This window comes from Anaerolineales bacterium (genome assembly GCA_019637755.1).
Classification (GTDB): domain Bacteria; phylum Chloroflexota; class Anaerolineae; order Anaerolineales; family UBA11579; genus JAMCZK01.
In genome coordinates, this window is the sequence record JAHBVC010000001.1 from 1,217,905 (window position 1) to 1,235,505 (window position 17,601).

The window sequence follows — 17,601 nt, forward strand, 5'->3', positions numbered from 1 at the left end:
CGGCTGACGATGAGTACCCCGCATCACGACCCCGACGAGAATCTGCCCGAGTGGCTTAAGGACCTGCGCCGCAAGCAGAATGACCCTGAGCCGCCCGCCGCGCCGGAGGATGCCGCTGCTCACGCTGCCGCAGAGCCCGAGGCTGAGCCCGATTGGCTGGCTGATATTCGCCGCCGCCATCGCGAAGAGGGCGGCCTGGACGCCGAGCGCTCCCTCTCCGATACGCAGCCCAACAAACCCTTCCGGCTGGAGAGCCGGCGCTTGCAAACACCTGAAGCCGAAGCCGCTGCCTTCGCAGCCGAGCCAGAAACGCACGGCGAAGTGCCTGACTGGCTGGAAGACGACGAACCGCCCGCGCCGGCCACAACGCCCGCATTTAGTGAGTTGCCTGACGACGAGGAGGCCCCGCTGGAGCTGCCCAGCTGGCTGCAAGCACCCGCCAGCAGCACGCCAGCCTTTTACGCGGGCGAAGAAGACGACCTGCTGCCCCCCGCAGACATGGAAAATGCCGGGCCGCTGGCCGGTCTGAGCGGCATCCTGCCTGCCGAGCCCGAAGTAGCCAAGATCGGCAAAGCGCCGGTGTTCTCCACGCGGCTGGAAGTGAGCGAGGCGCAGCAGCGCCACGCCACGGTTCTGCAGGCGCTGATCGCCAGTGAAGCACAGCCAGCCAGCGATAGCGCGGCGCAGCAACGCCGCCCGGCGCGGCTACTCACCCTGCTGCTTTCCGCCGGATTGCTGTTGGCGGCGCTGTGGCCGCTGCTGGGCCGCGGCCTGCAAGCGCCGCGCCCGGAGCCGGAGGCGCTGCCCGAAGGCACGGCGATGTTCAACAGCATCGATGTATTGCCCAGCGGAGCCGCGGTGCTAGTGATCTTTGATGTACAGCCCGCCTTTTACGGCGAAGTGCGCGCCGCGGCCAGCCCGGTGATCGGCCACCTGCTTGATCGCCAGGCACGCCTGGTATTTGTTTCCACGCAGCCCAGTGGCCCGGCGCTGGCCGAGCGCTTATTGCAGCAGGATTTTGCACAGTTGCCGCTGATCGCCACGCAGGATTACATCTCACTGGGGTATTTACCAGGGGGTATGGCCGGCATGCGCAGCTTTGCCAGCAACCCAGCCCTCACCTTGCTCTCCGCCCCGGCTATGTTTGTCAACCCCTGGAGCCGCCCGGCGCTGCAGAACATTACTACGCTGGATGATTTCGCATTGGTGTTGCTGGTGGTGAGCGAAGCTGAAGATGGCCGCGCCTGGGTGGAGCAAGCCACGCCGGAATTGAGTGAAGGTTTATACGTGGTCAGCAGCGCCCAGGCCGCGCCGCTATTGCATGCCTATCTGGATACGCAGCCAGCCCAGATCGCCGCGCTGGTGGCCGGGGTGCGCGGTGGGGCGCATTACGAACGCTTGCGCGCCCGCGATAGCTTGAGCCAGCGCTACTGGGATTCGTATAGCTACCAATTGGGCGCCGCCCTGATGGTGATCGTACTCGGCGGGCTGTATGGGCGCGTAATCCACAGCCAGGCCGAGAAACCGCAGGGGAGCAGCGTATGAGCGGCGAGTGGCTTGGATTGACGGGCAGCCTATTGGCCGGGGTACTAACCCTGGTGACCCTCTCTTACATTTTTGGCGATCATCCCGTCTTTCGCATCGCGCTCAATCTCTTCATCGGTGCCGCCGCCGGCTATGCCGGTGCACTGGTGGTCCAAGATGTGCTGTTGCCCCAGCTGGTCTTCCCCCTGGTGGAATTGGCCAGTGGCGTCACCCCCAGCATCGATGGGCTCGAACTTGGCATTCGCCTGGGGCTCACGCTACTGCTGCTCACCAAGCTCTCGCCGCGCACTGCGCGCCTGGGCAACCCGGCCAGCGCCATCCTGGTCGGCGTGGGCGCGGCGCTGGCGATCGCCGGCGCGCTGCAAGGCACATTACTGCCGCAGATCAACGCCAGCGCCACCATTTTTGACGTGAGTAATTTTGATCTGGCTTTGCAAGGCGGCTACTACGGCGAAAGCCTGAGCATCATTCTGCAAGGCATGCTGACCCTGCTGGCCATCGCCAGCACCTTGGCCTATTTCCACTTCGGGGCGCGCGGGCGCGGCAAACAGGCGCCGCAGCGCAACATTCTGGTGGACGTGCTGGCCTGGGCGGGCAGTGTGTTCATCGCCATTACGCTGGCCACGCTGTTCAGTGGGGTTCTGCTGGCGGCGATGGGCGCGCTGACCGAACGGCTGGATTTCTTGTACACCCTATTCACGCAATGGGTGGCACGGTGAACATGACCCCCGGTTCGCACCCCATGGTTACGATCGATCTAGGCAGCGTGAACACACGCGCCCAGTTTTTTGATGTGGTGGAAGGGCGCTATCGTTTCATCGCCGCCGGCGAAGCGCTGACCACCGCCGGCGCACCCGCGTTTGACGTCAACCGCGGCGTGCAAGACGCGCTGGCGCAATTGCAAGAGATCACCGGGCGGCCGCTGCTCAGCACCCGGGGCCAACTGCTGGCCGCGGACGCGGAGGCTAACGCCGGCGCGCACGCACTAACCGCCACTTTCTCCGCGGGGCCGGCACTACGCGTCGTCACCGTGGGCCTGCTGGATGCGGTTTCACTGCGCAGCGTCAACAACCTGGTTGATTCCTTCCACTGCGAGATCGTAGAAAGCTTCAGCCTGAGCGACCGGCGCCGGCCCGAAAACATCGTAGACGCGATCTCACAAACCCTGCCGGATCTCATCGTCATCGCCGGCGGCACCGATCGCGGCGCTTCGCGCTCAGTGGTGCGCCTGGCAAACTATTTAGCGTTGGCGCTCAAACTCCTGCCTGCCAGCGCGCGCCCGCCGGTGTTGTTCGTAGGCAATGAGACCCTGCACAGCGAGATGGATGCTTTGCTGGCGCCGCTGACCTCGCTCTACAAGAGCGCCAACATTCGCCCCAGCCTGGATGAGGAGAATCTCGGCCCGGCTGAGGCGGCGCTAACGCAATTGTTGTTTGAAATTCAAGCCCGCAAGCTCAACGGGCTGGCGGCGCTCAATCAACTGGCCGAAACCCGGCTGATGCCCAGCGCCCAGGCGTTCGGGCGCACCGTGCGCTTCCTCAGCACCGTGATCGATGCGCCCAAGGGGATGCTCGGCGTAGACCTCGGCGCGGCGAGCACGACGGTGGCCGCGGCCTTCAGTGGCCAGTTGGAGGTGCGCAACTTTGCGCACATCGGGATGGGCAGCGGCTTGAAGGGCATGCTGGCCGAGACACAACTGCAGCAGATCACGCGCTGGCTGGCGCACGACGTGCCCGATGAGTTCGTGCTCGATTATCTCTACAACAAGCCGTTGCACCCGCAGACCCTGCCCGCCACGCCCCACGAACTGGATATTGAGTTGGCCGCAGCACGGCAAGCGCTCCGCCTGGCAATCGGCAAGAGCTTGCCGATGTTCCCTAGCGATGCGATCTACCCGCTGAGTGGTACGGTGCCGTGGTTTGATCGCATCCTGGCGGCGGGCAGCACCCTGGCACAGCACCCCCGCCCTGAGCAAAGCCTGCTGGCAATTTTGGATGCGGTGCAGCCGGTGGGCATCGTCACCATCATTCTGGATCAGAACAATGTAGCCAGCTCGCTGGGCGCCGCCGCGGCGATCGACCCGCTGCTGGCAGTGCAGGTGCTGGAATCCAACGCGTTCATGAACCTGGGCACGGTGATCGTGCCGGTGGGCGCAGCGCGCAGCGGCAGCACGGTGCTGCGGGTGCAAATGGTGCGCGAGGGGCAGAAGGATGCTGTGGTGGAGATCAGCGAGGGCGGCATTCTTACCTTGCCATTGGCACCAGGCAAAGCCGCCGATATTTACGTGCAGCCACTGCAGAACATGAACATCGGGTTGGGGCCGGGGCGCGGCGGTTGGATCCGCCGCGTGGTGGGCGGCGCCTTCGGTTTGATCTTTGATACGCGCGGCCGCCCAGTGCAAATGCCGATGTCGTTCAACAAGCGCCAGGAGCAATTACGCGCCTGGGAAGCGGCCCTGACAGGAGCGGCATAATGCTAGCCCCGATCACCTACATCCAGCCGCTCACCACCCTGCGGCGCACGCGCCAACTGCCGGTAGAGGGCACGATCAGTGTTGGCCTGGGTGACCGCCTGCGTGCCAGTGATGTGATTGGCAAGACCGAGCTGCACAAGCAGCACCTGATGCTGGATGCGGCGCGCGCCCTGGGGGTGGCGGCCAACCGGGCCGATAAATTCATCCGGCGTGAAATCGGCGAAGAAGTGGAAGAGGGCGCCATTCTGGCGGGCAGCCGCGGCCTGGCGCAGCGCCAACTACGCGCCCCGGCGGCAGGCCGCATCGCGGCGATCAGCGAAGGCCACATCCTGCTGCAAGTCAGCGATGAGGCGCATTCCCAGGTGTTGGCACGCGTGCCCGGCCAGGTCATCGATATTGACCCGGGCCTAAGTGTCACCATCGAATGCGTGTGTGCCTGGATGCAAGGGGTGTGGGGCAACGGCCTCAGCGGTGAGGGTCACCTGCAAATGGTAGCCGACAGCCCGCAACACCAATTGACCGCCGACCAAATTGATATGAGCTTGCGCGGCGCGATCTTGATTGCCGGGCACTGCAGCCAACGCCAGGCACTCGAACTCGCCGGCCAGGTGCCGATCCGTGGCCTGCTGCTGGGCAGCCTGGCCACGCGGCTGCTGCCCCTGGCTGAGGCGATGGAGTATCCCATCGTGGTGCTGGAAGGCTTTGGCCAACTGGCGATCAATGCGGATGCATACAAATTGCTGAGTTTGCACGCGGGCGCCGCGGCAGCGATCAATGCTCAGACCAATGATCCCTATCGTGGGGAGCGGCCCGAGCTGATAATCCCGCTGACCGAAGCCGGGCGCCCCCCTCTCCCCGTGGAAATGCAAAGTTTTCGCATCGGGCAAACCGTGCGGGTGCTCTCCGGGCGCTATAAAGGTGCGCTGGGCGAGATCCTCGAGTTGCGCCAAAATGTGATCTATGAAAGCCAGCTGCGCGGCCCGGCCGCCGAACTAGCGCTCAGCAGCGGCGGGCAGGCGCGCGTGCCGCTGGCAAACCTGGAACTTCTGGGGTAAAAATAAGCGTTAATGTTAGACGACGCCGATCTCGATTTGCCTTCTGAGCCGAATTCTGGCCCACCCAAGCGCTCGGGCAGCCCATTCTTGCTGGTTGCCGGCCTGCTGGGCGGATTAATGCTGCTGGCGCTGATCGCGCTTGCGGTGTACGCCCTGGTGATCCTGCCGCAGCAGCAACGCGCCGCGGCCGAAGACGGCGCAGCGCAGGCCACCGCCACGCAAGCCTTTACCGCCACCTCCAGCCTGGCGCCAACAAATACGATAGCCCCGACACGCACGGCCACGGCCACGCGCACTCCCGTGCCGGCCACCGCTACCCATACACCGGTGACACCGCTGTTTACCACCAACCCCGAGGCCACGCAAACCGTGGAAGCGCTGCTGACGCAGGCTGCACTGGCGCAAGCGCAGGCCGCGGCTACCACTGACCCCAACGCCACGCCCACCTCGGCGCCGACGGCAACACCCAGCGCCCTGCCGCAAAGCGGCCTGGCGGATGATCTTGGCGGCCCCGGCCTGCTGACGCTCGGCGCGGCGCTGTTACTGGCGATCATCATCACCGCACGCAGATTGCGTAACGCACACGAATAAAAAAAGCCCCGCAAAATTGCGGGGCTTTTTTACTTTAACAGTGCGGCTACTTTTTCGAGCACCTTGTATGCCACTTCGTATTTGCTCATCAGCGGCAGCTCGTCTTGCGCGCCGTCTTTGCTCAGCAAGATCACACGGTTGGTATCCACTTCAAAGCCGGCATCTTGTGCGCTGACATCATTGGCCACGATCATATCCAGGCCCTTGCTGGCGAGCTTACCCTGCGCGTTGGAGAGCAGATCGTTGCTTTCGGCGGCAAAGCCCACCAGTACGCGCGGCTTCTGCGCTAGCTGGCCAACCTCTTTCAGAATATCCGGATTGGCAGCCAGCTCCACCGTGGGCACGCCTTCGGCGCGCTTGATCTTTTTATCGGAGGCGTTGCTGGGGCGGAAGTCTGCCACGGCGGCGGCCATCAGCAGCGCGTCGGTTGCACCGGCGCGGGCCAGCACGGCATCGCGCATCTCGACGGCGGTCTGCACGCGCAGCAGCTCAGCGCCAACTGGCGCGCTGAGCGCGCTTGGGCCAGAGACTAACGTCACCTCTGCACCCAGATCCAGCGCGGCTTGAGCCAACGCATACCCCTGCTTGCCCGAGGAGCGGTTGGCGATGACGCGCACCGGGTCAATCGGCTCTTGCGTGCCGCCGGCCGTCACCAGTATGCGACGGCCTGATAGCGCACCGCCCGCACCCAACGCTACACGCGCGTAGCCGGCCAGCTCAGCCGGTTCCAGCATGCGGCCCACGCCGCTCAGGCCGGAGGCCAGGTGGCCGCTGACGGGGCCGTGAATATACGCTCCGCGTGCATGTAAGGTCTCCAAGCTGGCCTGGGTGGCCGGATGGTCATACATGCCGCCGTCCATCGCCGGGGCGAGCATCAGCGGTGCAGTGGCGGCCAGGATGGTGAGGGTGAGCAGGTTATCGGCCTGCCCGGCGGCCAGCTTGGCAAGCGTATTGGCCGTAGCGGGCGCAACCAGCACCAAGTCTGCGTCTTTGCCCAGTTTCACGTGTAACACGTGCCCTTCCGGCCCCCACAGGTCTTGGTCCACATAGGCGCGGCGGCCAGTCACCGATTGGAAGGTGAGCGGCTTGATGAAATGCTCGGCGGCAGTGGTGAGAATGACATCCACCTCGGCACCGAGTTGCGTGAGCTTGGAGGCCAGATCAGCGGCTTTATAGCAAGCAATCGACCCCGTGACGCCAAGGACGATACGTTTGGATGCGAGTGGTAGCACTATCCCTCCAGACACGCCAGCAGGGCGCGGGCAAACTGTTGTGCCGAGCCCGGGCTGCATTCCAAGAACAAGTGGGGCTCAATGAGCTCCAACTCCATTAAGTAAAACAGGCCATCACGCAGAATGCCATCTACCCGCGCATAGGCCAGGCGTTGGTCCACCGCCGCCAGCACCTGCTGCGCCTGAGCGATCCAGCCCGGCTCAGCCTCTACGGCGCGGGCGGTGGCGCCGTAGCCTGCCTGCGTGCGAAAATCGCCATCCTTGGGCGTTTTCAGCACGCAATGGCTGAACTGGCCATCAAAGAAGATAAACGAGTGCTCGCCTGCCGTTTGCACCTCAGGCATGAAAGCTTGCACCACACCGTCTGTCTCTGCCAGCACTTCGGGCTGGTATGTATCCCAGGCCTGCTGGTTGTCAATGATCCAGGTCTTGTACGAATCAGCCGATACCAGCGGCTTCAGCACGGCGCGCTCCCAGCCTTGCGCCTGCACATCGGCATAGGGGATGGGCTGGCCCTGCTTCAGCCATAGCGAGGGCACGATGCGCACGCCTTTGGCTTCAAGTTCAGCCAGATAGCCCTTGTGCATGTTCCAGCGCTGAATTGCAATCGGATTCCAGACTGCTACACCCGCCGCCTCCAACCCATCGAGCCAAGCGCTGTATTCAGCGGCGCGCACATGGTAATCCCAGGGGGAGCGGATGACGACGGCGCGGTACTGCGCCCAGTCCTGCGGCACATCCCAGCGGGCGGGTTGCACGCGGACGCCTAGCTCAGCGAGGGCGGCAGCAGCCAGCTGGTCTGATGGTGTGAGTTGCGGCCACTCGGCATCTGTAGCAAAAGCGATGGGTTTGGTCATCTTAGTTGTTCAGCCCCCAAATGATACGCAAACCATCCAACGTCAGCCAGGGCGCAAGGAACTGGATTACATCCGTCTCTTTGGCAATGATCTCGGCCAGGCCACCGGTACCGATGACTTTCATGTCTGGCCCAAGCTCGGCACGGAAACGCGCCACCAGGCCTTCTACCAGGCCCACATAGCCAAACAACAGGCCGGATTGCATAGCATGCGTGGTGTTGCGGCCAATGGGGCCGGGCGGGCGCTGCAGGTCAACACGCGAGAGCTTGGCGGCACGCGAGAACAGCGCCTCGGCGGCAATGCCGATGCCGGGGGCAATAGCCCCGCCAAGGTATTCGCCGTTGGCGGTGATGGCGTCAAACGTGGTGCCCGTGCCGAAGTCCACTACGCAGGCGGGGCCGCCATAGAGATGCTGCACGGCGGCCGCATCTACAATGCGGTCTGCACCTACGGCACGCGGGTCTTCGTAGAGCACGCGCACGCCAGTCTTCACGCCAGCATCCACCACCAGCGGGTCTTTCTGTAGATAGGTACGGCAGGCTTCAACGATCTTGCCGGTGAGCGGCGGCACCACGGAAGCCAGGCAGATGCCAGTGAGCTGCTCTACCGGGATGCCCGCATGGCGGAACATGCCGATGAATTGCAAACCGTACTCATCCGGCATGCTGCTGTGGTTGGTGGCCACACGCCAGCGCGGGCCGAGCGTATCGCCATCGTACAGACCTAAGGTGACGTTGGTGTTACCAATATCTACGGCGAGTAGCATAGATGCCCTTTCTATTCCAGAACCATGTTATCGATCAAACGTGTTTTGCCAAAATACACAGCCATTGAGAGCAATGCGCCCTCAGTGATGGTGTCGAGCTCTTGCAGGGTCAGCGGATGGGCGCAGGAGACGTATTGAAGGCGCGCTAGCGGCTCCGCTTCAATGGTGCGCTGCATGAGGGAGCGCAAGGCAGCCGCGCTGCGCTCGCCAGCGGCATACGCAGCTTGCGCTGCCTGCAAAGCGCGTTGCAACACGGGGGCGGCGGCGCGTTCGGCATCGTTCAAATATTTGTTGCGGCTGGACAGCGCCAGGCCATCTGCCTCGCGCTGCGTGGGGCCAACCACAACCTCGAGCGGGAAGTTAAGATCGAGCGCCATGCGCTTGATGACGGCGACCTGCTGGGCATCCTTCTGCCCGAAGTAGGCTTTATCTGGCCCCACGGCGTTGAACAGCTTGGCCACTACGGTGGCGACACCGCGGAAGTGGCCCGGGCGCATGCCGCCCTCAAGCGGCTGGGTGATCTCTTCGAGATCGATCCAGGTTTGAAAGCCGGGCGGATACATCACCTCCGGCGTGGGCAGCCAGACCAGATCCACGCCGGCTTCTTCCAGCATGTGCAAATCACGCGGAATATCGCGCGGATAGGCAGCCAAGTCTTCGTTGGGGCCAAACTGCGCCGGATTGACGAAGATGCTGACGATGACTGAGGCGCAGTCTCGCTTGGCGAGTTGCACCAGAGAGATGTGCCCGGCGTGCAGATAGCCCATGGTGGGCACGAAGCCCAGCGTGCCGGGCAACTCGGCGCGGGCGGCACGCAGCTCGCTAAGCGTGGTGACGGTTTTCATGCAGGGGTCAGAGCCTCCACTAGTTTCCATAGGGTTTCATTGGCGGGCGTGGGTACACCCAGCGGCAGCCCGGCACGCACGATAGCGCCGCAAATGGCCTCAATCTCGGTAGGCGCGCCGCGCAACACATCTTGCAGCATCGAGGAGTGGTTGGCCGCCGTGCGACGTGCCACGTCTTGGGCCGCAGCGACGGGGTCGGCAAAGGTAAGCGGAACATCGAGAGCAGCGGCAACAGCTGCTGCTTCCTGCGCCAGTTGGGCACTGAGTGCCGCGGCGGCCGGGCGGGTGAGCAGCTCCCCGTTGGGGATATTGAGCAGCGCGGTGAGCGGATTGATGGCAGCGTTGATGACCAGCTTGCTCCACTGTACCGCGGCAACGCTTTCTGCCAGATGGACCTGAAAGCCAGCCTGCTCAAAGAGCGCGGCAAAACTGGCCTGCTGGGCATGCGCGCCGAGGGTGATGATGCCATCCCCACCCCAGCGCACCACGCCCGGCCCCAGCAGCGTGGCACCCGTTGTGATGACCCCCACGGCGACGCGCGGCGCGCCTAGCGCTGCTTCCAGCGTTTCCTGATTGCCGAGGCCATTTTGTAATGTGAGCGCTACGCCACCCGGCGCCAGGCAGGCTTGCAGCTGCTCAGCGGCGCGCGCCGTCTGCCAGCTTTTGACCAGCACGAGCGCACGCGCCGCGCCGGCAAAATCTTGGGGGTTGCTGCTGGCGCGCACAGGAAAGATACTGCGCGTGCCGTCGTGCTCCAGCGTGACGCCAGTCTCCTGCAGGGCGCGCAGCCCCTCAGGCCACGTGGCGAGCATGTTCACCGGCTCGCCGATGGCGGCCAGGCGGGCGGCGAACAGACAGGCCAGCGCGCCGCTGCCGACGATGAGCGTGGACACTTAGTCTCCCAGCTCCTTGAGCAAGGCGTCCCACGCTTCGTCTTTGATACTTACGCTGTGTTCATCGGTGGGGAAGCTGCGCGCTTGCACTTCCTGAATGTAGATGCCAAAAGCATCCACCATGGTGGTGTGCAGGTCTGCATATTTTTTGACAAATTTGGGGGTGAAGCGGTCAAACAAACCGAGCAGGTCATGCGTGACGAGCACCTGACCATCACACCCTACCCCGGCGCCAATCCCAATCGTAGGGATACTGAGCTTTTTGGAGATCCATTCGGCCAGGCGGTCTGGCACCGATTCGAGCACCACACTGAAGGCGCCGGCGTCTTGCAGGGCCAGGGCATCATCGATCAGCTTGCGCGCCGCAGACTTGGTGCGCGCTTGCGGGCGAAAGCCGCCGAGCGTGTTCACGCTCTGCGGGGTGAGCCCCAGGTGGCCCATGACGGGAATACCGGCGGCCACGATCTGGCGTACGGCTTCGGCGCGCTCCTGGCCGCCTTCGAGCTTGACGGCATCCATGCCAGCTTCTTGCAAAAAGCGGCCGGCATTGCTCACGGCTTGTTGCACCGAGACCTGATACGACATGAAGGGTAAGTCACCAATCAGCATGGGGGTCTGCGCGCCGCGCGAGACAGCCTTGCAATGGTGCAGCATATCCTCCATGGTGACCGGCAGCGTGTTGGGATAACCCAACACCACCATGCCGAGCGAATCGCCCACGAGAATCGCATCCACACCGGCACGCTCCTGGGCCAGTGCAGTCGGATAGTCATAGGCGGTCAGCATGGTGATGGGCTGGCCGTCTTTCTTCATTTGCCGGAAGGTGCGCGTGGTGACTTTGGGGCGCGCCGCAGTAGCGCTGTTGGGTTTAGGTGCTTCTGTGGACATTCAACCTCCGCACAGTAACAGCCGGGCACAAAAAATGCCGCCCAGCGTGGAAAGGCGGCAGACAGCTGCGCTATGCAGCATCGTGTGAATTTATCTACCGTCTCGGCCCCGAAAGGGGTCCAAGCAGTAGCTTAATTATAGCGTGAGAGCGGCTTACGCAAGTAGTAGCACCACCCGTGGCTCGTTATAATTAGTCAAGGTGAAACAAGGAGACGGACGATGAGGCAATTTTTTGCTTTTCTTTTGGGTGTGGTGAGCGGCGCGTTGATCGGCAGCAGCATTGCCATTCTGGCGGCGCCGAGCTCTGGCGAGGACCTGCGCGGGCAACTGCGTGACCGCTGGAGCCGGGTACGCGATGAGCTCAGCGAGGCCGCCGGCGAGCGCCGCGAAGAGCTGGAACGCCAACTGAGTAGCATGCGCAACCCAGTGCGCGAGATCCCATTGGAAGACCGCTAAACGCTTGCATGTAAAACAAAAAGGCCGCCCCTATGGGCGGCCTTTTTAGTTTGTAGCGCAGGCTTACTCGAACCAGAAGCGGTAGACCGCAGTCTGGCGGGTGAAGCGTGTGGTGCCCAGCACCACCAGGGTGACATCGTCGTCCCCGGCAATGTCAATCGCCAGGCGGTTATCGGCGGGCACATCGAGGATCTCAACAGTGGTGTCAGCCCCGTGGCGAATGAGCGCCAGGCGGAAGTTCTGCGGCAGCAGATTCTCCACACGGGCAAAGCCGTCGGCTACCCAGCCGCCATCACCCTGCTCAAAGTCTTCGAAGTAGTCGATCGCCGGGATGGCAATGTCATCCACCATGAAGCCTTCGCCGTTGACGGCGGCATCGGTGATGTATTCGAAGCGCAGTTGCACTTCCTGCCCGGCATAGGCGGAGAGGTCCACGCGCTCCTGGATCCAGTTGCCCGGCTCCGCGCCACCAGAAAAACCGGTATAGCCCCAGCCAAAGTTGCCGCCGGTGGGATTGCTATCGGTGCCATTGGCGGTCTGCAAAAAGTCCCAAGTGACGCCATTGGTGGAGGCGAGCAGGTAACCGTAATCCCAATCTTCTTCGATGTTGTACCAAATCGAATATTCCAGACTTAGCGGGGCGCTCACGCCGCGCAGATCGAAGCTGCGCGTCAGGGTCATGTCCGATTCGTCGCCCTTGTTGGACCAGAAGGCATACTCGCCGGAGTAGGCATCCTGCGGGATGAGTTTGGTAGAGGTGGCACCCTCAAACACCAGGGTGCTACCGGGGCAGCTCAGGTTGATGTAATCCACGCCATATTGGTTGACATCACGGGTTTGCTTCTCCGTGGAGCAGGTGGAGACGTATTCCGTGGGATAGGTCTGCACATAGATCTGGTCACCATACTGCGGGAAGCTATAGCGGCCATCGGCAATGTTGGCATCGTCCCCCAGGTAGTTGGTGATCACCCAGTCCAGCACCACATCATCGGCCAGCACCGGGGCACCGCTGAGCCCATCCGTGGCGGCCTCAGCCCGCAAGACATTGTCCACCGAGTCGAGCCCGTTGGCCGGGTCAGCCACCAGCGCCTGGGTAGCCTCGGGGCCGAAGCGTTCGAGGAAGTAGGTGACGAAGGAGAAGGCCGCGCCGTAGTAGGGTGTGGTGTTGTCGTGATTGGGCCAGTCATTCAACTGATGGTCAGGATTGCTGGCGTATTGGTAGATAAAGCCCGTGTGTACGTAGCCATTGAGCAGGGTAGCCAATTCCGACAGGCCTTCGTTGATCCAACTCGATTCGTTGCGATCGGTGTTCCAGTGGATCATGTGCTGGAATTCATGCGCCAGCACACCATAGGTGTACTCATCATCCAACGGGCTGTTGTCGGCGTTGATCAGGAACATCTCGTGCGCGTTGGAATCGGCGCGGGCGATGGGGTGGATCTCATCGGCGGAGGAGAAGTAGCCGGCGACATTGAAACCCATACCGGTGGTGTAGAGGATGTAGATGTGCGGATCGTTGTCGATGCCCGGGCTCCACTCGCTGCCGAAGAAATTGCGGTTGATCGGGTACATCTCATTCTCAAACGCTTTCGCCAGGCGCTCCAGATCGGCCTGATCGTAGCTGACGCCGTTCTCGATCCAGAAGTAGACCACCTCACCCGCGTAGCGCAGGGTGGCATTGTGCAAGGCACTTTCGTCCGTATCGCTGTTGGTTACCCAAAAGCTCTTTTGGTCACCCACGCGGGCCGGGCCAGCATAGGGCACCGATTCGGGGATGTTGAGAATGCCCTGCAAACGTGTGGCAATCTCGGCCGGGTTGTTCTCGGGCACGATGGTTTGCTCCAGCACGCGCAGCGTGGCGTCACTGACCGTGGTGACGCTTTCGATGAACTGCGGCGTGGGTTGCGAGCTGCCGCCTGAGCCGTTCAGGCTGGAGGGGTAGTCCTGGCCGTTCTCCCAAAACCACAGGAAGCCCAGACCGCCGATGGCAAAACAGGCGATGCAGGCGATCAGCAGTGTGACGGCCACAATGGCGAGGATGAGGAGGGTTCGTTTATTCATGTAGACCTTTCAAGTGCGTGGCTTGGGAAGGAAGCATCCCAGCCAAGATGCCAAATAGTACCCACATTAGCGGGAAGGTAAATGAATCCTGGGTAAAGTTGCGCAGCAGGGTTGCCAGCCAGGCAAATAACCCTGCCACAGCCACAAAACGATAAAACCCATCTTTTGCTACCCACAGTTGGCGCACAAAGGCCAAATGGGAGAGGAAGAATACGCTGAAGAACCAAAACCCGGGCAAGCCGGTTTCGGCCAGCAGGCGTACATGCAAATTCTTGATATTGGGGATGATGTCCGAATCCGGGCTGAGCTGACGAGCGATCTCCGGGATGGTGTAGGACCAATCCGGGAAGTGCGCAAAGAGATACAGGCCGCTGCCACCCAGCCCCACCCCGGTAAGCGGGGCCGCTTCAAACACCTGATAGCCCGCCACGGCGTAGGCCAGGCGCGGCCCGGCGCTGATGTCGATGACGTATTCGACGAGATTGCGCTCTTCGTTTTCGCTAGGCTCCCATAACTTGGTGATGTAATCGTAGCTGGCCAGGAAACGGCCCGCGGCAGCCAGCACCAGCAGCGCGCCCAGCGCCAACCCCAGCCGCACGGCGATGGCCGCGGGCTGCGGCAGGCCCGAACGGCGGGTGCACTTGTGTGCAAACGGCTGGCGATACCAGCCCCAGGCGCGCCCCAGCGCACCACGGCCCGCCAGCACGGTCACCAGGCCAGCACACACCAGCGCCATCGCCAGGCCACCCCGCGAATAGGTGAGCAGCAAGACGCCCAGGCTGAGCAGCAAGAGCAGTGGCTCCAGCCAGCGCCAGCGCGTAAGGGCGCTGCGGGTGAGCACGGCGGCAAACAGCCACGGCAGATACAGGCCAACGAGTTGGTCAGCCAGCCAGGAAGGCTCATAGGCTAGGCCACTAACACGGCGGTCAAACAGCGGGTGCTCAGACACTAGGCGCTGCAGCGCATTGACCCAACTGGTGTTGACCAGCTCGGTATGGATCGCCAGGGCCTGCACCAGGCTCCATAGCAGCGTGAGCACCAAGCCGACATACAACCAGCGCAGCGTGAAGTGCAGCGCGGGGCGGTTGCGGTTCATCCAGAAGGTGGCGAAGAAGAAGGCCAGACCGACAGATAAGGATACCCAGCCGCGCAAGAGGCGCCCTGCCAGCCCGGCGCCGCGCAACGGCTCCGGCGCATACAGGAGGGCGATGGCGCCACTGGCGGCGGCAAACAGCAGGAAGACCAGCAGAGGGCGCAGATTGGCGGGCAGCTCCAGACGCTTCTGGCGTACCTGCCGCCACAACAACAAGGGCAACAAAATGGCCAGCGGCAGCATGGAGAAGGGCTTGATCTGCGCTGAGCCTAATGGCCCGGGGATGTAAGGGAAACTGGTGATCGGCAGGCCGACCAAGGCGATCGCCCACAACAGCTTGGTGAGGCGCGCAATGGCGCGGTCTACTGCGGGGGCCTTCATGCGCGGGCACGGCGCAAGCGCGCCGGGATCAGGAGCACGTACAAGGGTGCCGCCAGCGCGCCAACCAGTGAGCCAACCAGCATGTAGCTGGCGGTGCTGACCGCATGCTGCACGGGCAATTCCGCGGCCTGGCTGACGTATAGCTCGGTATACATGGAGATGCCCTGCGTGTGCTCGGCTAAGTATTCGAGTTCGCTCATGATGGCGTACAACTCAGCGGGGTCTGGCTCGCCCTCCGCCAGCAGCGCGGCGCTCATGCGCGCCCGGGCGGCCTGCAGCTCCGGTGCGGCGCTGGCGGCGGCCTGCACGGCGCTGACGAAAGCTTGCGCCCAACTGGAGGCCAGCGCCTGGGCTACGCCCGGCTCGCTGGCGTTGGCATAAAAGTGCCAGCCGCCATCCGAGGGGTGGCTGAGGCGCAGGGCGCCGCGGCGCAACGCGTGCACGTTATAAGCCGGCACACGTTCGGCGACAACACGCAACACGCCATCAGACCAGGCCAGCTCTTCCATACGTTCCGTTTCGCGGAACAGAAAGTGGAACAGGTCGCGCTCAGGGAAGTATTGCCAGGCTTCTTCGAGGTTTGCGTCCACCACCACGGTGGCGCGTGCTCGGTAAGCGGGCGGGAAGAGTTGATAGACGCCCCAAGCCAGCAGCGCGCCCAGCAGGGCGCCCAGCAGCCACAGGCGCCAGGCGGCCAGAATTTCGGCCAGCGGGTCAGCGGGAAGGGATGCTCGTTTTTGGGTCATAGATGATTAGTCAGCAAGGCCCGCCTGGCGTTGGCGGCGGGCGCGGATCAGAGGAAATAATAGCTTACGCAGCCAGTATTTGAGGCGCATCGCCGAGAGGTAGCTGCCGCCCTGGCGCTGGTGCACGCGCAGCATATCCTCCCAGGCGCGCATGTCGTTCTGCAGGGTCTTGGAATCGGCGTGCAGGCGGAACTGCGCCCACAGCCGCGGCAAGTAGTGCAACTGGCTCACCTTGGCGATATGCACCCATAGGTCGTAATCCATGGCAAATTGCAAGCCCGCATCCAGCGGGCGCCACAGATCCGCGCGCCACACGGTGGCCTGCTGCGGAATGTGCACGTAGCCGCGCAGCATGCGCGCATAGTCTGTTTGGGCGGCAGGGAAGCGGCCACGTGGGCGGCCCTGCGCGTCGATGAATTCGGTGTCGCCATACACCAAGCCCACCGCAGGGTGCTGCTCCAAAAACTCCACCGCTTCACGGATGGCGTGCGGCAGCAAAATATCATCGGCATTGATCCAGGCCTGGTGCATGCCGCGGGCGCGGGCGAAACCTTTGTTGATCGCATCTGCCTGGCCGGCATCAGGCTCTGACACCCACCAGTCCAGCTTGGCTGCGTATCTCTTGATGATGTCTACGCTGCCGTCAGTAGAACCGCCATCCACAATGATGTACTGGATGTTGGCATACTCCTGCGCCAGCACGGATTCAATTGTGCGCTCCAGGTATTGCGCCTGGTTGTACGAGGGTGTGACGATGGTGACGAGTGGTTGGGCCAACTCAATACTCCCGGCGTTGCAGCCAACGGCGCAAACCGCCCAACCCCAGCAGGCTGAGCAGCGCGAAGAGGATACGCGGCAGGTGGCGCAGCAAGCGCTGCGGCTGCAAGCTGGCTACGCGCCCATAGGCGCGCAGGGCCGCTGCCGGCTGGCCACCATCCAGCAGGTAGCGTGCATCGAAAAGATGGGCGCCCGCCAGCACCTGGCGGTGGTGCGCGGCGATCAGCTTACGCATGGCCGGCTGCGTGCCGGCCCAGGCGAGGATACGCATCGCCTCGCGGCCGAAGCCGGCCGCCTCGCCCACGTTTTTGGCGCTGGCGTGGTGGCGGGCGGCGGCCCACACCCGCGGCACATACACCGCCGGGGCGAGCTGGAACATACGCAACCACAGCTGGTGATCCAGCAGGTAGCGGTACTCAGCATCCAGCACGCCGGCCTGCTGTAGCACGGCGCGGCGCATGAACACGGTAGGCTGGCCGATAATCTCGAATGAAAGTAGATCCAGTAAAGAAAACTGGCGATAGTGGATGGTGTTGAAGACGCGACCGGTGCGGTCGACCGAATCAAGATCGGCATAGACTAGCCCGGCGTCAGGCTGCTGGTGTAGCGTAGACACGGCTTGCTGGATGGCTCCGGGGCGATAGAGGTCATCCGAATTGAGCCAGGCCACGATCTCGCCGTTGGCGCGCGCCAAGCCCTTGTTGATCGCATCGGCCTGGCCAGCATCAGGCTCGGATACCCACCAAGCGAGCTTATCGGCATATTTTTTGATGATCTCAACGCTGCCATCCGTCGAGCCCCCATCCACCACAATGTATTCGAGGTTGGGATAGCCCTGGGCGAACACGGAGCGCAGCGTATCTTCCAGAAAGGCGGCCTGGTTATAGGACGGCGTGATGATCGATACCAGTGGTGGCTGCATGCTAACCACCACTGGGAGCT

17 protein-coding genes are annotated in these 17,601 nt (G+C 63.0%); 6 read left to right on the plus strand and 11 right to left on the minus strand.

Annotation, left to right across the window (positions count from 1 at the left end; all coding sequences use genetic code 11):
- Positions 1 to 9 precede the first annotated feature (9 nt).
- Genes KF821_05895 through KF821_05915 form a run of 5 tightly spaced genes read left to right on the plus strand, consistent with a single transcriptional unit; the run spans position 10 to position 5,664 of the window.
- Positions 10 to 1,545 (plus strand): hypothetical protein, encoded by a 1,536-nt coding sequence (locus KF821_05895; protein MBX3005344.1) that lies wholly within the window; start codon positions 10 to 12, stop codon positions 1,543 to 1,545.
- The gene (locus tag KF821_05900) at positions 1,542 to 2,264 is read left to right on the plus strand and encodes a hypothetical protein (protein ID MBX3005345.1); all 723 of its coding nucleotides are present in this window, start codon (positions 1,542 to 1,544) and stop codon (positions 2,262 to 2,264) included. The genes KF821_05895 and KF821_05900 overlap by 4 nt, the downstream gene beginning before the upstream one ends.
- The gene (locus tag KF821_05905; protein MBX3005346.1) at positions 2,249 to 4,018 is read left to right on the plus strand and encodes a glutamate mutase L; all 1,770 of its coding nucleotides are present in this window, start codon (positions 2,249 to 2,251) and stop codon (positions 4,016 to 4,018) included. The genes KF821_05900 and KF821_05905 overlap by 16 nt, the downstream gene beginning before the upstream one ends.
- Positions 4,018 to 5,073: a KOW motif-containing protein gene (locus KF821_05910; GenBank protein MBX3005347.1), complete on the plus strand. Its 1,056-nt coding sequence runs from the start codon at positions 4,018 to 4,020 to the stop codon at positions 5,071 to 5,073. The genes KF821_05905 and KF821_05910 overlap by 1 nt, the downstream gene beginning before the upstream one ends.
- A 12-nt stretch (positions 5,074 to 5,085) precedes the next feature.
- Positions 5,086 to 5,664 (plus strand): hypothetical protein, encoded by a 579-nt coding sequence (locus KF821_05915; protein ID MBX3005348.1) that lies wholly within the window; start codon positions 5,086 to 5,088, stop codon positions 5,662 to 5,664.
- Between the two features lie 29 nt (positions 5,665 to 5,693).
- Here the strand turns inward: KF821_05915 and coaBC are convergent, their stop codons facing one another.
- Genes coaBC through panB form a run of 6 tightly spaced genes read right to left on the minus strand, consistent with a single transcriptional unit; the run spans position 5,694 to position 11,145 of the window.
- Positions 5,694 to 6,899, minus strand: a complete 1,206-nt coding sequence (coaBC, locus tag KF821_05920) for a bifunctional phosphopantothenoylcysteine decarboxylase/phosphopantothenate--cysteine ligase CoaBC (protein MBX3005349.1) — start codon at positions 6,897 to 6,899, stop codon at positions 5,694 to 5,696.
- Entirely contained in the window at positions 6,896 to 7,753 is an 858-nt protein-coding gene (locus KF821_05925; protein ID MBX3005350.1) for a hypothetical protein, read from the minus strand. Before KF821_05925 ends, coaBC begins: the two co-directional genes overlap by 4 nt.
- A gap of 1 nt (position 7,754) precedes the next feature.
- On the minus strand, positions 7,755 to 8,519 hold the full coding sequence (locus KF821_05930) for a type III pantothenate kinase (protein ID MBX3005351.1): 765 nt from the start codon (positions 8,517 to 8,519) through the stop codon (positions 7,755 to 7,757).
- An 11-nt stretch (positions 8,520 to 8,530) separates the two neighbouring features.
- On the minus strand, positions 8,531 to 9,364 hold the full coding sequence (panC, locus tag KF821_05935; GenBank protein ID MBX3005352.1) for a pantoate--beta-alanine ligase: 834 nt from the start codon (positions 9,362 to 9,364) through the stop codon (positions 8,531 to 8,533).
- Complete coding sequence (locus KF821_05940; protein ID MBX3005353.1) at positions 9,361 to 10,257, minus strand: 2-dehydropantoate 2-reductase; 897 nt, start codon at positions 10,255 to 10,257, stop codon at positions 9,361 to 9,363. The genes panC and KF821_05940 overlap by 4 nt, the downstream gene beginning before the upstream one ends.
- Positions 10,258 to 11,145 (minus strand): 3-methyl-2-oxobutanoate hydroxymethyltransferase, encoded by an 888-nt coding sequence (panB, locus tag KF821_05945; GenBank protein ID MBX3005354.1) that lies wholly within the window; start codon positions 11,143 to 11,145, stop codon positions 10,258 to 10,260.
- A gap of 219 nt (positions 11,146 to 11,364) precedes the next feature.
- Here panB and KF821_05950 point away from each other — a divergent pair, with 219 nt between their 5' ends.
- Positions 11,365 to 11,601, plus strand: coding sequence for a YtxH domain-containing protein (locus KF821_05950; GenBank protein MBX3005355.1), 237 nt, complete (start codon positions 11,365 to 11,367; stop codon positions 11,599 to 11,601).
- 63 nt (positions 11,602 to 11,664) lie between these two features.
- Here the strand turns inward: KF821_05950 and KF821_05955 are convergent, their stop codons facing one another.
- Genes KF821_05955 through KF821_05975 form a run of 5 tightly spaced genes read right to left on the minus strand, consistent with a single transcriptional unit; the run spans position 11,665 to position 17,581 of the window.
- Entirely contained in the window at positions 11,665 to 13,662 is a 1,998-nt protein-coding gene (locus KF821_05955) for an immune inhibitor A (protein ID MBX3005356.1), read from the minus strand.
- A complete protein-coding gene (locus tag KF821_05960; GenBank protein ID MBX3005357.1) occupies positions 13,655 to 15,136 on the minus strand; it encodes an O-antigen ligase family protein in 1,482 nt (493 codons plus the stop codon). Before KF821_05960 ends, KF821_05955 begins: the two co-directional genes overlap by 8 nt.
- A complete protein-coding gene (locus KF821_05965) occupies positions 15,133 to 15,882 on the minus strand; it encodes a hypothetical protein (protein MBX3005358.1) in 750 nt (249 codons plus the stop codon). Before KF821_05965 ends, KF821_05960 begins: the two co-directional genes overlap by 4 nt.
- A gap of 6 nt (positions 15,883 to 15,888) precedes the next feature.
- Positions 15,889 to 16,659 (minus strand): glycosyltransferase, encoded by a 771-nt coding sequence (locus KF821_05970; protein MBX3005359.1) that lies wholly within the window; start codon positions 16,657 to 16,659, stop codon positions 15,889 to 15,891.
- A 1-nt stretch (position 16,660) separates the two neighbouring features.
- Positions 16,661 to 17,581: a glycosyltransferase gene (locus KF821_05975; protein ID MBX3005360.1), complete on the minus strand. Its 921-nt coding sequence runs from the start codon at positions 17,579 to 17,581 to the stop codon at positions 16,661 to 16,663.
- Between the last annotated feature and the right edge of the window lie 20 nt (positions 17,582 to 17,601).

Coding starts and splice junctions, on each gene's coding strand:
- KF821_05895 (MBX3005344.1), top strand. CDS start 10: ATGAGTACCCCGCATCACGACCCCGACGAGAATCTGCCCGAGTGGCTT.
- KF821_05975 (MBX3005360.1), bottom strand. CDS start 17,581: ATGCAGCCACCACTGGTATCGATCATCACGCCGTCCTATAACCAGGCC.
- panC (MBX3005352.1), bottom strand. CDS start 9,364: ATGAAAACCGTCACCACGCTTAGCGAGCTGCGTGCCGCCCGCGCCGAG.
- KF821_05960 (MBX3005357.1), bottom strand. CDS start 15,136: ATGAAGGCCCCCGCAGTAGACCGCGCCATTGCGCGCCTCACCAAGCTG.
- KF821_05955 (MBX3005356.1), bottom strand. CDS start 13,662: ATGAATAAACGAACCCTCCTCATCCTCGCCATTGTGGCCGTCACACTG.
- KF821_05915 (MBX3005348.1), top strand. CDS start 5,086: ATGTTAGACGACGCCGATCTCGATTTGCCTTCTGAGCCGAATTCTGGC.
- KF821_05950 (MBX3005355.1), top strand. CDS start 11,365: ATGAGGCAATTTTTTGCTTTTCTTTTGGGTGTGGTGAGCGGCGCGTTG.
- KF821_05965 (MBX3005358.1), bottom strand. CDS start 15,882: ATGACCCAAAAACGAGCATCCCTTCCCGCTGACCCGCTGGCCGAAATT.
- KF821_05930 (MBX3005351.1), bottom strand. CDS start 8,519: ATGCTACTCGCCGTAGATATTGGTAACACCAACGTCACCTTAGGTCTG.
- KF821_05905 (MBX3005346.1), top strand. CDS start 2,249: ATGGGTGGCACGGTGAACATGACCCCCGGTTCGCACCCCATGGTTACG.
- KF821_05925 (MBX3005350.1), bottom strand. CDS start 7,753: ATGACCAAACCCATCGCTTTTGCTACAGATGCCGAGTGGCCGCAACTC.
- panB (MBX3005354.1), bottom strand. CDS start 11,145: ATGTCCACAGAAGCACCTAAACCCAACAGCGCTACTGCGGCGCGCCCC.
- KF821_05910 (MBX3005347.1), top strand. CDS start 4,018: ATGCTAGCCCCGATCACCTACATCCAGCCGCTCACCACCCTGCGGCGC.
- KF821_05900 (MBX3005345.1), top strand. CDS start 1,542: ATGAGCGGCGAGTGGCTTGGATTGACGGGCAGCCTATTGGCCGGGGTA.